The 13,582-nt window shown below is 37.9% G+C and carries 16 protein-coding genes; 3 read left to right on the forward strand and 13 right to left on the reverse strand.

From position 1 onward, the window contains the following. The first annotated feature begins 398 nt into the window (after positions 1-398). Positions 399-1,343: a DUF4382 domain-containing protein gene (locus tag H148_RS0106420; protein WP_037324752.1), complete on the forward strand. Its 945-nt coding sequence runs from the start codon at positions 399-401 to the stop codon at positions 1,341-1,343. A gap of 188 nt (positions 1,344-1,531) precedes the next feature. Continuing rightward, complete coding sequence (locus tag H148_RS0106425; RefSeq protein ID WP_029034076.1) at positions 1,532-2,737, forward strand: site-specific integrase; 1,206 nt, start codon at positions 1,532-1,534, stop codon at positions 2,735-2,737. Positions 2,738-2,952: 215 nt separating this feature from the next. Here the strand turns inward: H148_RS0106425 and H148_RS0106430 are convergent, their stop codons facing one another. Together H148_RS0106430 and H148_RS0106435 are read right to left on the reverse strand one after the other, a co-directional pair. After that, on the reverse strand, positions 2,953-3,486 hold the full coding sequence (locus H148_RS0106430; RefSeq protein WP_156877212.1) for an EF-hand domain-containing protein: 534 nt from the start codon (positions 3,484-3,486) through the stop codon (positions 2,953-2,955). 221 nt (positions 3,487-3,707) lie between these two features. Further along, entirely contained in the window at positions 3,708-4,082 is a 375-nt protein-coding gene (locus tag H148_RS0106435) for an SH3 domain-containing protein (protein WP_029034078.1), read from the reverse strand. A 162-nt stretch (positions 4,083-4,244) separates the two neighbouring features. Here H148_RS0106435 and H148_RS0106440 point away from each other — a divergent pair, with 162 nt between their 5' ends. Further along, positions 4,245-4,739 carry a hypothetical protein gene (locus H148_RS0106440; protein WP_029034079.1) on the forward strand — a complete coding sequence of 165 codons (495 nt, stop codon included), beginning with the start codon at positions 4,245-4,247 and terminating at the stop codon, positions 4,737-4,739. A 559-nt stretch (positions 4,740-5,298) separates the two neighbouring features. Here H148_RS0106440 and H148_RS17340 read toward each other — a convergent pair. From H148_RS17340 to H148_RS0106500, 11 genes are all read right to left on the reverse strand, one after another. After that, positions 5,299-5,952 carry a hypothetical protein gene (locus H148_RS17340; protein ID WP_051286245.1) on the reverse strand — a complete coding sequence of 218 codons (654 nt, stop codon included), beginning with the start codon at positions 5,950-5,952 and terminating at the stop codon, positions 5,299-5,301. Positions 5,953-6,437: 485 nt separating this feature from the next. Next, positions 6,438-6,779 carry a hypothetical protein gene (locus tag H148_RS0106450; protein WP_029034080.1) on the reverse strand — a complete coding sequence of 114 codons (342 nt, stop codon included), beginning with the start codon at positions 6,777-6,779 and terminating at the stop codon, positions 6,438-6,440. A gap of 590 nt (positions 6,780-7,369) precedes the next feature. Further along, entirely contained in the window at positions 7,370-7,549 is a 180-nt protein-coding gene (locus H148_RS0106460) for a hypothetical protein (protein ID WP_156877213.1), read from the reverse strand. Between the two features lie 90 nt (positions 7,550-7,639). Next, a complete protein-coding gene (locus H148_RS0106465; protein ID WP_029034082.1) occupies positions 7,640-8,371 on the reverse strand; it encodes an SDR family oxidoreductase in 732 nt (243 codons plus the stop codon). A gap of 223 nt (positions 8,372-8,594) precedes the next feature. After that, the gene (locus tag H148_RS0106470; protein WP_029034083.1) at positions 8,595-8,981 is read right to left on the reverse strand and encodes a group III truncated hemoglobin; all 387 of its coding nucleotides are present in this window, start codon (positions 8,979-8,981) and stop codon (positions 8,595-8,597) included. Positions 8,982-8,999: 18 nt separating this feature from the next. Next, positions 9,000-9,290: a hypothetical protein gene (locus H148_RS0106475; RefSeq protein WP_029034084.1), complete on the reverse strand. Its 291-nt coding sequence runs from the start codon at positions 9,288-9,290 to the stop codon at positions 9,000-9,002. A 122-nt stretch (positions 9,291-9,412) separates the two neighbouring features. Continuing rightward, complete coding sequence (locus tag H148_RS0106480; RefSeq protein ID WP_029034085.1) at positions 9,413-10,006, reverse strand: Crp/Fnr family transcriptional regulator; 594 nt, start codon at positions 10,004-10,006, stop codon at positions 9,413-9,415. Between the two features lie 4 nt (positions 10,007-10,010). Next, the gene (gene trxA, locus H148_RS0106485) at positions 10,011-10,310 is read right to left on the reverse strand and encodes a thioredoxin (RefSeq protein ID WP_029034086.1); all 300 of its coding nucleotides are present in this window, start codon (positions 10,308-10,310) and stop codon (positions 10,011-10,013) included. A gap of 61 nt (positions 10,311-10,371) precedes the next feature. Next, entirely contained in the window at positions 10,372-11,646 is a 1,275-nt protein-coding gene (locus tag H148_RS0106490) for an acetyl-CoA hydrolase/transferase family protein (RefSeq protein ID WP_029034087.1), read from the reverse strand. Between the two features lie 4 nt (positions 11,647-11,650). Continuing rightward, on the reverse strand, positions 11,651-12,220 hold the full coding sequence (locus H148_RS0106495; protein WP_029034088.1) for a YceI family protein: 570 nt from the start codon (positions 12,218-12,220) through the stop codon (positions 11,651-11,653). 75 nt (positions 12,221-12,295) lie between these two features. Beyond that, positions 12,296-13,561 carry a hypothetical protein gene (locus tag H148_RS0106500; RefSeq protein WP_029034089.1) on the reverse strand — a complete coding sequence of 422 codons (1,266 nt, stop codon included), beginning with the start codon at positions 13,559-13,561 and terminating at the stop codon, positions 12,296-12,298. Positions 13,562-13,582: the final 21 nt, after the last annotated feature.

Here is a 13,582-nt window from a genome sequence, read left to right on the forward strand (position 1 = left end):
GGGACCTACTTCTTCTTTTTTATTGTAAATGGATGGTAATAACTGGGTTGCAAGGAAAACCGTCAGTCTCGTCCAGACCGCAAATTGCAAAGAAGCTCCTCTAATCGGGGAGCTTTTTTTCGCAATAAAGAGTAGTTGTGTTGTTTGTGGTAAATCGTTGATTTACCTGGGTTTAGAAGTAAACCAATGAGAAGCTTTTCCCTTTGAGGGAAGGGCTTTTTTACTTTGTGTTCGTTTTATAATCCTTTTTTACATGCTGTTGGAAAAGGGTTTTTTTGGTATTCTCAGTGCGGGTTAAATTTTTATTAAAATGAAATGTTTTTTAAATACTCTTTTCAAATTTGCGTTTGTTAAATATTAACGGCACAATTGTGCTAAAAACCATAATTATGATTTCAATGAACAAATTTAAACCTACCATTTATTTGCTGTTTTTAAGTTTGATGTTGTCTTGCTCGGCAGACGATGAAGCGGAAAATGTTTCTACAACCGAGACTTACTCCACTGAGGTTTATTTAACCGATTCTCCTGTTGACAATACTGGAGTGCAAGGGATTTTCATAACAATTGCCGAGGTAAGAGTCAATGGAATGGCTCTGGAGAGTTTCCAAAGAACCACTTTGGATGTAAGCAGTCTTACTGAAGGAAATACCGAATTATTGGGACATGTTGACCTTGAAGCGGGTAATACTTCAGAAATTGTACTGGTATTGGATGACGCAACAGATGCCTCAGGGAATACTCCTGGGAATTATGTACTCACTGCCGACGGCGAAAAGGAAGTCCTTATTCCTGCACAAAACAGCATTGTTATTAATGATCATGCCGAAATTTTTGCTACGGGGGAGAATCAACTTATCCTCGATTTTGACCTCAGAAAAAGTCTTCGCTACGGTGCTGAAGGAGGTTATAGTTTTGTAAGTAGTGCTCAACTTTCCAATAGCTTTCGTGCAGTGAACAAGTTGGAAACTGGAACTATAACAGGAAAAATTTCTAATCGTACGGCGACTGGTGCGGAAGCTGTTGTTGTTTATGCTTATGAATCAGGTTCCTACAGTGAAAGCGAAACCCAATCAAACGCAGATGGATTACTCTTTTCAAATGCCGTAAGCAGTACAGCGGTAAATGATGCTAATGGAAATTTTTCCCTACATTTCCTTGAAGAAGGGAATTATAAGCTTGTATTTGCTTCCTATGAGGATGAGGACAATGACGGAAAACTGGAATTGCAGGGAGAGCTGGATATGAATCTAGAAGGGGAGCTTGCTCTGAATGAAATAACAGTAGAATCAAATTCAACTGTAAATCTCGATTTATCCATAGAAGGATTTTTGAATTTGTAATTAATTTAATGACACAAAGAAATCCTTAATAATAAGGGCTGCCTAAAAAGCAGCCTTTTTTTATTTGAAATTTTTTCGTTTAGTCAAGTTGTCAACTTTTTCATCACTTTCTGTACCCCATACAGTACCCCAAAAATTTTGCTGTACCCCACTTTCAAAAATTAATAACCAACTAAAACTAAAATAATATGAAAATTACATTTTTATTACAAAAAGGTAAGACTAATAAAACAGGATTAGCACCCTTACGTTGTAGGGTTACTTTAGAAAAAAGAGTTAAGCAATTCTCCACAGGAATCTTTATTAATCCTGATCACTGGAGCCAGGAAAAACAGAAAGTTTTAGATACTGGTGAAAGTTACCAAACAGTAAACTCTCAGATAAGCCTGATTAAGCAAAAACTTGTTCAGGCTTTTTTGATGCTCCAGATTAAAGGAGATTTTTTTGATGTAGATGATGTTTACAAAATCTACTGCGGAGAAGATGCCAAAAAGGAAATGGGAGTTATAGCTGCATATGTGGAGCATAACAATTATTACAAGAAACTTGTAGGGAAAGATCTTAAAGAGGTTTCCTGGCAGAAGTTTGAAAACAAAAAAGGTCACCTTAAAAAATTTATACAGTGGAAGTTTCAGAAAAAAGAGGTGAAGTTGAGCAGCCTAAAATTCCAGTTTATTAAAGATTTTGAATACTATCTAAGAACTGAGGAGAATATGCAGCAAAGCACCATCAATAAAACTCTACAAAGGTTTAAGAAGATGATCAATTTTGCTGTAGCACATGAGTATCTGGACAAGAACCCTTTCCTGATGCATAAACCTAAACCAGCAAAAAAAGAGGTTGTATTCCTTACAAAGGATGAGCTTTCCCCGTTACAAAATAAAGAATTTGGAAATAAGCGGCTGGAAGAGGTGAGGGATTGTTTTGTTTTCTGTCGTTACACTGGCTTGGCTTTTAAAGAAATGAGTAATCTCAAAAAGGAGCATATTGTAAAAGGGGAAGATGGAAAAAAGTGGATTCGAATGAAACGGCAGAAAACAGGTAAGACTATTTCTGTTCCTATGTTACCTGTAGCTCAAAGAGTTTTCGATAAGTACAATGGTGTCTTAGCTGAAGGAAGAGTTCTGCCTGCTAAAACAAATGCTCACTCCAACGCTTATTTAAAGGAAATAGCAGATCTATGCGAGCTGAAAATTAACCTGACTCACCACATTGCTAGAAAAACTTTTGCGACTACTGTGCTGCTCCTAAATGATGTTCCAATGGAAGTTGTAAGTAAGCTATTGGGATATTCTCGTATTGGGATTACACAAGCTCATTATGGTCAGATTCTGCAAGAAAAGGTAGATGTGGAAATGAAGAAACTAATTTCAAAATTAAAAACTGAGATTTAGAAAAAGAAGGCACTCTCTTGAAGGGTGCTTTCTTAATCTATGGAAGTGAAATTAGAATATTTGTTCAATGATTCACCTTCTTTAAAAGTTCGCTTCTTTGCCTATTCTGAGTTTGTGGGAATATTCTACTGCTGCAAAAAATTGTCCAGGTGATCTAAAACAAAAAGGGACAACCTGTCAATGGCTATCCCTTTCTTTAAATTCCTCTTCAGGTTTTATACGTCAAGATAGTACAGTTTAAAACTGTTCCACTCATATCTGCTTAAGACACCGTTATCATTAGTATCCCAATTGTTAAAGACATATTCGGCAAGCTCGTGTTCACTTATGTAGTTATCACTATCTAAATCAACATCTGTGAAATAATCAGTATCATATATCACCTCATAATATTCATCATAGTCTATCAAACCATCATCATCAGTATCAATAAACGCAATTTCATTTACTAAATAGTCATCATAGAAATAATTATATCCTATCAGCCATTCCTCATCAGAAAGAAAACCATCATTGTCTGTATCCAATCCTGCAAAAGATTCCCTAAAAAAACCTTCCTCTATTACTCCTTGAGGGTCAGCTCCTTCAGCCCAAGCAGAATAATACTCACTTGTAAATTTATCGACAAATTCTTCCTTTTCTATAAGATAGTCATCGTCCTCATCCCAAGTATCAAAATCTTGTTGTGCAAACACGCTTGTTGTACATAGTATGAGAAAGCTGCTTAAAATGTATTGTAAAATTTTCATAGTTTTTATTTTAATTAGACTTCTCCTTAATTTAAAGAATTTTGTCCAGGCTACCCTGTTTTATTACCTGTTTAACTGTGATTTAACCATACTGTTAAAGAATAAAAGTCTTATTTAAAGTCATTGAAGAGAGAGACAATTGCCGATGAAAAGGTTATTGAGGAAATGAACATTTATCCACCAGTGTCAGAAATTTCTAATAAAGTATATTAGAAAATTTCCTATTTGGTTTTGTTTTTCCTTATGTAGGATTTGTGAACGTAGCCACAATTCCCAGCTATACATACGAGATAGTAACCTCTAAATAAATCAACAACTTGAACGGTAGTTTTTTTGTTAAGAGTCAGGATTACTTCTCCCTTTTTATCAGGTTCCTTTCTCAGAGCTGCACCCTCTGTACCATATGCTCCTACTGGTTGAGAAACATCTTGAATGGGAAATTCATTGATTTTTTCACTAATTGAAGTTAAAGAATCCTGAAGAATAATAATGTTGTGTTTTAGCTCTTGTCGCTTCTCCTGCAGTTCTTCAAGAGTGGCGGTTTGGGAGTGGGACAGAGAGGAGAAAAATAACAGAATGAGTAGTGGAAATTTCATATTAATTAATTGTACTAAAAGAACCGCAAAAACTTTACCAATACTCAGTGCCTGTTAAGATCTATTAACCATGGTTGTGTATTTTTACCTTTTTAACTTTTGCTTAAAGAAATTAAATTTTCTATTTTAGATATTAGCAAGTAATTAAATAAACTATTAAAAATGAATAAACTAAATATAATTTTCACAGTTTTAGCATTTGTACTTGTGAGCTGCGATGATAAATCAGCCGAACTCCGCGAAGAGTACGACACCTTGTTAGGAGAGAGCCAAAGATTGACGGAGGTTCATCAGGAACTTTCGGAGGCAAATGAGCTACTCGGTCAGGAACACTTGGAGTTAACAAATCTAATCGATAATCTCAGCGAGGAGACCGTGGGACTCCCAGACCTGGCTGAACATGAAGTGATTCTTCAAAGACATGAGGCAATACTGCAGGGCCACCAAGCGCTTCTTCAAGGTCATGAGGAACTAAAAGACGGTTTTGGTGAGCTTACTCCAGAAGAAATGGAGGCACAAATTGATAAAATGAGAGAGGACCATGAGAGATTGGTGGAGGGGCATGAAGAGATGACGGATGAACACGAGGAGTTGCGACAGCAACATGAGGAACTAAGAACTGAGTTGAGCACTCTTTTAGAAGAAATAGATATTTAGCATTCAGTTGAACGAGTATAAGAGCCTGCACCACTAGAAGCAGGTTTTTTTAATTTTCCATTTTGGACCTTTTGAAGTCATAGAGGAGAAAACTGGAAAATTTCTATCAGTTCCAGTCTTACCTATTGCTCAGAAACTTTTAAATAGGTATGAAGGTAAGTTAAAATTATAGGTCATTCCCGAATAGGCATAACACAAGCTCATTACGGCCAGATCCTGGAGGAGAAGGTTAGTGAACAGATGGCACGATTATTTTCTAAGCTAAAATGAACAATTTAACTGTTTTTATGGAAAAAGGGAGACCATTCCTGGACCTCCCTTTTCGTTTAAACATTTAATCACAATCACATTAAAATTTTCTATTAAGCATACTCAGGCAAAAAAGCTCTCTTGCTTATAAGGGTATCTGTGTCATCTTATACCCATTTAGATTATGTAAGACAATTAGAACAAAGAAAGTGGAAATCTTTTAAGAAGAAATTAACTGAAGGTTACCAAAAAAATAAAGAACACCTATAACGAGGTGTTCTTTTAAAGCTTTTACTTTAATTAAACATATTTAGTTCCTTCCTTGGCTGGGTCTAATTTGCCCACATGCCACAGGTAAAGTTACAATGTAATCATTAACAACAACGATCTCACCATCAACTTCTTGAGTAAGCTCAGCTGTCATCCCGTGTAGAACAATAGCATTATTCTGGAGTGGTGTTATAAACATATTTTCATCCACTGTGTAGGTTTGTGTAAATTCTATTGTTCCATCCGGTGCGGTAGGGAAAGGAGTTAGTGGTAATAAAACTGGACCATAAAAAGGGAGTCCCTCACCCAATTCAACGAATCCGTCGCCATCCGAATCGGCAGAGGATGTAGGACACTTCGCATTTTTATTATTTTCTTTGAACCCATGGATATGTTGGGGATGAGGCATGTCTGGTTCTAATCCTGTGGCGTAAATCTTTACAGTTAACTGATCTCTCACAAGCGAAAGTTCGGCCGTCCCTTCCACCCCTGAATTGTTTAGCTCATCCAGATCTACTGTGTATTCTTTAGCTATGACAGCATTGTTGGCTTTCTTTTGCTTTTGTTCAACCTCTAAATTTATCTGGCTGTTAAGATCTTGCATTACTTCTTCATCAGGATCTGAGCATCCAGCCACCATTAAAAGGAAAGAAAAGAGGAAGAAAAAACGGAAAGTAGACATAAAATTTTTCATAGTATTTGTTTTTTGTTATTTAAGCTAAGTTAGTCAAACTGGTTTATATTCAATTAATTAGCTAAATTTTTGGGGATGATTTAGTCTTTGTCTTATTTAATTGGCAGTTTTTAATATTAAAAAAGCTGAAAGAGGGAAAAAGAGTACAAAGGTTTTTAACCTGCAAAGAATTAATTCAATGAGAATTTAAAACAAAGGCTATTCAATAATTTAATTTTAAAAAAAGAATGAAAAGTTTTTCTTTTTAGGAAGGGCTTTTTATACATCTCTCCTTTTGGTCAAATCGTTAACTTTTTCTCTCCAAAAAGGTAGCTAAGATCCTGCACATGAAGATTGAATCCTCGACAACGGTCAAAGTTAGCTCTCTCAGTTCTGAAGGGAGAGATTGTTCAGAGAAAATAATGATTAAAGAAAAAAGACCTACAGTTATAGCTATTAGTAGAAGTAATTTTACAGGGAAGATACAATTTCGGCTATTTATTACTTTAGAACAATATTTCACAATCGGAAAGTGCAACTGCAACAAAGAAAACCAGGAGAGTTAAGCATAACCCTAAGCAGAGATGTGTTATTTTCGATTCTTTTTTTTGAGTGCCTAAAGAAAATTCTTTTAATTCTTCCTGTGTCTTTAGATCAGCGAGTACTTTATCAAAACTGAGATCTTTTGCTGCCAGACCTCTTTGGGTAAGAACCACCCGATCATCTATAATATCTATCAATTGATACTTTAAAAGCTCATTAAAATTTTCTGCCAGTGACTCTTCAGCTAAAATAGGAAGAGGATCTCCTTTTTCAATTAATTCTATTATTTTTTGTGTCGGTTTCATTAACGCCTTAACTATTTGTGAATCAATGGACAAAGTTAATTCAGCATTAGCATCAGAAAACTGACTTAAATCATAATCAAAGGAAAATGTACAGGAATAGCATCAAAATTAACATAGGAGGTTATAGGCAAAACTATTTTCAATATCGAAAAGAGAGTCATTTTACTACATAAAAATCTTTATGTTCATCCAGGAACCTCTTTTTAAAGTGTGCCAAAGAATAATTTTTCAGTAGTGCTAATTTCAGTCCATGCCGAAATTAGCAGGAGTCAAGGTGCAGATGATTTTATTGCCAATTACGGCCAGGATGAGCTGTTGCAAAGATTTCCGAAACAAACCGCGTAGATCTTATAGGATGATATATTCCAGAGATCACTTTGGCCATGCCATTTACAAAGCCTCTCTTGTAAAACCTCTCTTTGAACCGCGGACGCAACTTTTCGAAGTAGTATTATGGAATAAAATTGAAAGGTCTAAGGTTATCATATTCTGCTCCGGAACTTAGCGCCCAGAACTAAAAAAAAAAGGCTGTCGGGGAAAATTAATATTAATTTCCCCCGCAGCCTTTCACTATCAACAATTATTATTGTTTAAGACAATTTAGCCTTGATCTGATCTTTATTATCTCTTACAAGTGTGTAGGCGTAATATCCAGCTCCCGCGATAGCACCCCATTTAAGAATACTACCGGTCATTTGAAAGCCTTTTTTAGCAGCCCATAGCTTTACTACTTTTTCACCTGCATCTTTTGCATTTTTCTTCAAGTCCATTTTATTGGTTTTTTTAGATTCCTTTACAAGGTCGTGAACAAAAGACATATCCTGCGTTAAAGACTTTCCAAATAACAGTTTTTTAACCCTTTAAGCCTTGCCGGTAGGCTTTATCATAAGTTCGTTTACATTAACGGTATCAGGTTGGGTAATCGCATAAAGAACTGCATCGGCAATATTCCCCGGATCTAATTTGGGCTCATCTTCAGAATAATCTTTTTCATCCAGAAGTTCTTTATCTGTGATATCATTCCTGAGATTCGTCGCCACTGTTCCCGGTTCGATCGAAGTCACCCGAATATTAAATTCGGGGGAAAGTTCCATACGCATTGCACGGGAAAGGGCGATAACCGCAGCTTTTGAGGCACCGTAAACCGCGCCACCTTTGAAAACTTCAATTCCGTCAACAGATGCGATGTTTACAATATGGCCATTCATTTGATTTTTCATGGCCGGCAGGACAGCATTTATACACCGTAAAGTGCCCTTTACATTGACCTCAATGGTCTCCAGCCACTCCTCCAAATGTTGATTTTTAAGGTATGTGAGTGGCATCACCCCGGCACAGTTCACCAGGATATGTATCTGACCAAATTCATCCCAAATATCTTTAAATGCACCCTGTACGCTTTCTGAATCCTTTACGTCCATTCGTACCACGAGGCTTTTCTGTTTTAATTCCTCCTGTAAATCTCTTAGTTTGTCTACACTGCGGCTGGCCAATGCTACTTTGCATCCAGCTTCAGAAAGTGCTTTGGCTATTGCTCTGCCTATTCCACTGCTGGCGCCGGTAACTACCGCTACCTTATCCTGTAATTCCATAAATTTTTTCTTTTGTTTCTCTTTAAGATAAGACTTGTGGTCTATTTACAGAGGCTTAATAACAGGATTTTAACTTCTAAATTTTCTGTATCTTCTGAATAGAAACTGAAAAATAGAATATCGTAAAAGGAGATGACTAGTCCTCGCTGCACTTCGGCAACAAAGACGGTTCAAAAATGGCCAGGATTTTGATTTTGAGTATTGGTGCTTGTAATTTCCAGACTTATTTCTTCCTACTCATATAGATATTCATAAAAAGATTGTGCGCCATATTTCTTGCGCGGTTCTTGGCTAGGATGGCTCGTTCTCCTTCAAAAAGTTCATCGATAGTCTGGTACCACATATTGAGCCATTCTCCAAAATGTGCCTGTTCAATATTGTTATTGAATTCCTCATCCACCTGCTTGTGCGCTCTCATTGGATTTCCCCTAAACTTGCTTACCAGGAAAAGATTTGTTTCCCAAAAATCTGTAAGCTTCTCGAGATGAGCAGGCCAATCCTCAATAGTATCATTGAAGAAATGTCCAATATTTTCGTTGGCTCTCACTTTATTATAAAAAGTAGAAACCAGGAGGAAAACATCCTCCCGGTTTTGTAGATCTTTTTTCATCAATTTTTCTCCTAATGCTTAATAACGCATTGCGACATTTATCAAAAGCAGGATGGCGCTCACGAGCAAACTTATGATTAAAGTATTAAATACAAATTTGGGTTTAAATTGAGCCAGAACTGAAGTCATATAAATCATACACACTGCAACCACTAAAAATAACTGTAGCATTTGAACAAGATCATGCCCATTCATAAGGATAACCATTGCTGCAGCCGCACCCAAACAGGTAGAGAGAATTATGGCTACCGCCGAATATCCAACGTAAAGTTCTTCAAAATCTTTGTAAAGTGTGTTGTAAAGTTTCATATCCTTTTCTATTTAATTATGCTGTAAAATTAAATTTATAGGCCGGGAGAGAATATGATTAGGATCATAAAACAGGACATTTATGTCCCGGTTAGAAATCTTAAATATTTGAAAATGAGGTTCTACCGATAAACTTTTCTTTTCTTTATCTGTAATTCTCCCTTTTTTTCGAGGGATTTGGTGGCCCGTATCACTGTCTCGACCCGCAAACCCGTTAGATCGGCGAGTTGTTGACGGGTAAGATTAAGCTTGTAATTGAACTCCCCTTCCACCTTATCAACATGTTTTAGATAATCGATGATGCGTAGGATTCTGTGTTCCGGTTCCTGGCTTGAGATTTCTGAAACCATGATAGCCTTGTAGTAAAGTCTCTTTGCTAGAGTAGTGGTAATTTTAAGGTGAACCGTGGGATTTGAGGAAAGCAATTGCAGAAATTGTTCTTTTGTTAACTGAAAAACTTCTGCATCTGAAATGGCTTCAGCATTTGCCGGATATTTCACATTGGCCAGTAATGGTGGTTCTCCAAAGCTTTGACCGATGGAAAAAATGCCCTGTATGAACTCTTTCCCTTCTTCATTGTAGTTGTTCATTTTTATTTCTCCTGAAGCTACCTGGTAAAAATTGAGCGCGGACTCTCCCTCCCGGAACAACTGGTCTCCCTTAGAAAAGGCCACTTTCTTTGCACCGTGATTTAACAGCAGGTTTTCGTCTATCATATATCTACTGGTGGGAGTTTATAAGCTGAACAAGGTCTGCCTTTGGAATAACCCCAGATTGACGCCATAATTGTTCACCATTTTTAAAAAGGATAAGGGTGGGTACCCCACGCACCTGATATTTCTCTGCCAGGGGCTGGTTCTTATCCACATCGATCTTCACAATCTTCACCTTCTCTCCCAAATCTGCTTTCGCATCTTTAAGGATAGGGGCGAGGGCCTTACATGGTCCACACCAATCTGCGAAGAAATCTACAAGTACCGGTTTATTGTCGTTGATAATTTCACTGAAGCTACTTTTCATTTTTTTCTTTTTTAAGCCCACTAAAGGTACTCAAAAATGGCATTTTTGAAAAGTCTTTTAGTTACCTGATTTTGTTCATGCGGTGCCAGGCTTCCTCTTCCAGTGCTTCTCTATGATTTGGGTGCGCGATTGATATTAAGGCCCTGGCACGTTGTTTTAAGTTTTTTCCGTAGAGATTAACTACCCCGTATTCTGTGGCAATATAATGAACATGTGCTCTTGTGGTGGTTACTCCTGCGCCTTCTTTAAGGTTGGGAACTATTTTCGAGAAGCCCTTTGAGGTAATTGATGGCATTGCAATAATAGCTTTTCCGCCTTCAGAAAGTGATGCGCCGCGAATAAAATCCATTTGTCCGCCAACACCTGAATACTGGTAGGTGCCAATAGTATCGGCACAAACCTGTCCTGTGAGATCAATCTCAATAGCACTATTAATGGCAGTGACCTTTGGGTTTTTCCTGATTATTGCCGTGTCATTGGTATAAGCAGCCTCTTTAAAATGGATCATTGGGTTATCATCTATAAAATCATATAACTTCTGGGAACCCAAGGCAAAACAGGTTACGATCTTACCGGTTTTAACTTCCTTTTCTTCGCCTGTGATAATTCCTTTTTCTATAAGAGGTAAAACTCCGTCAGAGAACATTTCGGTATGTATACCCAGACGTTTATGGTTCATAAGGTTATTGAGTACAACGTTCGGGATTCCCCCAATTCCCATTTGTAGAGTGGCACCGTCCTCGATAAGTTCGGCTACATTTTTTCCTATTTGTTTTTCAATTTCTGAAGCTTCTGCAGGTTCATGGGAATGAAGAGGATTATTTCTTTCAACCGCTGCGGTGATGCGACTCACGTGGATTATCCCGTCTCCATGGGTTCTTGGCACCTGTGGATTAATCTGTGCAATGACCTTTTTGGCTGTCTGAATTGCAGGGAGCGTAATATCCACGGAAACTCCTAAAGAGCAAAAACCATGTTTATCTGGAGGAGATACTTGTATAAAAGCTACATCCAGAGGTAAAATATTCTTTCTGAACAGGAGATGGATCTCACTTAGGAAAATTGGAATGTAAGCTCCATATACGGAATTTATGGCGTCCCTGACGTTACCGGCGGCAAAACAGCTGTTAAGGCAAAAAGATTCCCTATAAGGAGGTTGGGTATACCGGGCAGGTCCTTCGGTATGTATATGGAAAATTTCAACATTTTTAAGTTCTGTGTGTCTGTCAACAAGTGCTTCAATCAGGATATTGGGGGTCATAGCCGCTCCCTGAAAAAATACCCTGTTACCAGAATTTACGTGTGATACAGCTTCGGCAGCAGATACTATTTTCATGCTTTTATTTTTTTACAAGTAAATCAAAATTGATATCGATTTCATCTTTGACAACGATCATTCCGAAAAGCTTTTTTGGAGCCTCCAGGCCATAGTCCTTAATGTTAAGGTGGAGGTTTCCGGTAAACTGTGCAATTGCTCCATCTTTTATGATTACCGGTACTTCATAGTTATTTCGTTTTCCGGCAATGGTGATTGTTACTGTTGCTATCCCCTGTGTAGGAGAGGATAGGATCACCTTGTTCATCTCCAAAAGGATCCTTGGATATTCTTCAGTTTTTAACAGGTCGTGGAAATCCCGGTTAATCCCTTTGCTTCCGCAGTCAAAGCCGCGATTATTGAGAGTGAGTACAGCCCCGGTAAATTTTATTTGATTTCCGGTTTTTTGATAGGTGACCACTTGTGATTCCTGAAGGTGGGAGGTATCGAATTCACACTGAAATTTAGCAATGTTGGAGTCTCCTATTATGGTAAGGTCACTGGAGGGGAGAATGGTTACTCTTTTTTTTGTATTCTGTGCGTGTGTGATTGCAGCACAAAAAAGTACCAGTACAACAAACGCATTTTTTTTCATAGTTTATAAATTTAAAAAAAAATGGGGGAATTTTAGTTCCCCCATTTCCGGCTAAGTCAAACGAATCTTTTATGATTAGAAGCTAATAACAGCTTCAATGTTAAATCCGTTGAATTGTGCATCGTCATAAAGTTCTCCGGTAGGGAAGTCGTTATACTGCTGGTTTACGTACTCTACTTTGGCAACAACGTTTTTGGTCATGAACCATCCACCGCCTACGTTGAAACGATTTACAGAAACCTCGTCATTCCTTACAGTATTGTAACGTGTACCTACATAGAAGTTTTCGGTTGCTCCAAAGCGGTAGATAAGCTCACCTGCATATTGATTCCAATCATCACTTTCATCTGATGCATTTTCATAGATTCCAAAGAATTCAAGTCCGCCTACTTTGATGAATGGGTTGATCATGAAAGCAGTTAACTCTGCTCCACCGATAGGGTTAATTCTTCCAGCTCTAAAAGTGCCGTCCATTACATTGTAATATCTTGTTCCTGCACGGTCACCGGCGTAAAGGTATTGTGTGCTTCCGCGTCCACCAATTGGTCTGAAGTTAGAGTGAAAGACAGATCCTGTTAATCTAAATCTGAAATCTTCACTTATTTGCTTGTCAAAACCAATCTTTGCAAGGTATGAAGGATCTCTGTCGCTTGCTATAGAACTCTGGTTGATAGTACTGTTTGTAAAACCTGCCATTGCTAGCCAGGGGCCGTTGAAGTAGTACACCTCTGCACCAACTTCGGTAGTAAAGCTATCCATTAAATAGTTTCCAACGAATGGGTTGTAAAGAGCCATGGCGTTATCACTTCTCCTAAAGTGTGCATCCCCATAGTTGTTCTCCATGTGACCAATTTTCACCCTCCAGTTGTCCATTAGGCCACCCAGATCTTCGCTTAGCCAGTCAAGACCATCGATTTGAATATATCCACCTTTCACATATGTTTCATTGTGGTGTAGGGAAGATAGATAGGTAGTAAGGTGCATTCTCATTCCTTTAGCCAGCATAACATCCAATGTAAGGTTGGCGGTAGGAAGGTTGAAGTTGGTCCCAAGGTCGGCAAGTTCAGGAGCACCTGAAGCATTTTCCTGGCGTAGTCCCTGAAGCTGGATTGCAAAAGCACCACCTACTCTAACTTCAACACCGTCGAAATCTTCAACTAGAACATCTTTGTTAGGTTCAAAATTGTTGATCCCCAATTGGCTGGGAGGTCTGAAGTTTGGGAAAAGTCTGTCATTTTTTTCCTCTTCTTCCACGACAAGGACGTCTACGTCTTGTGCTTGTGCTTGTAAGCCCATCGCCATGAACAAAGCGATTCCGGAGTATTTGATAAAATTTTTCATCTTGATAATTTAAATGTTGAT

This window comes from Salinimicrobium terrae DSM 17865 (assembly GCF_000424665.1).
GTDB lineage: Bacteria > Bacteroidota > Bacteroidia > Flavobacteriales > Flavobacteriaceae > Salinimicrobium > Salinimicrobium terrae.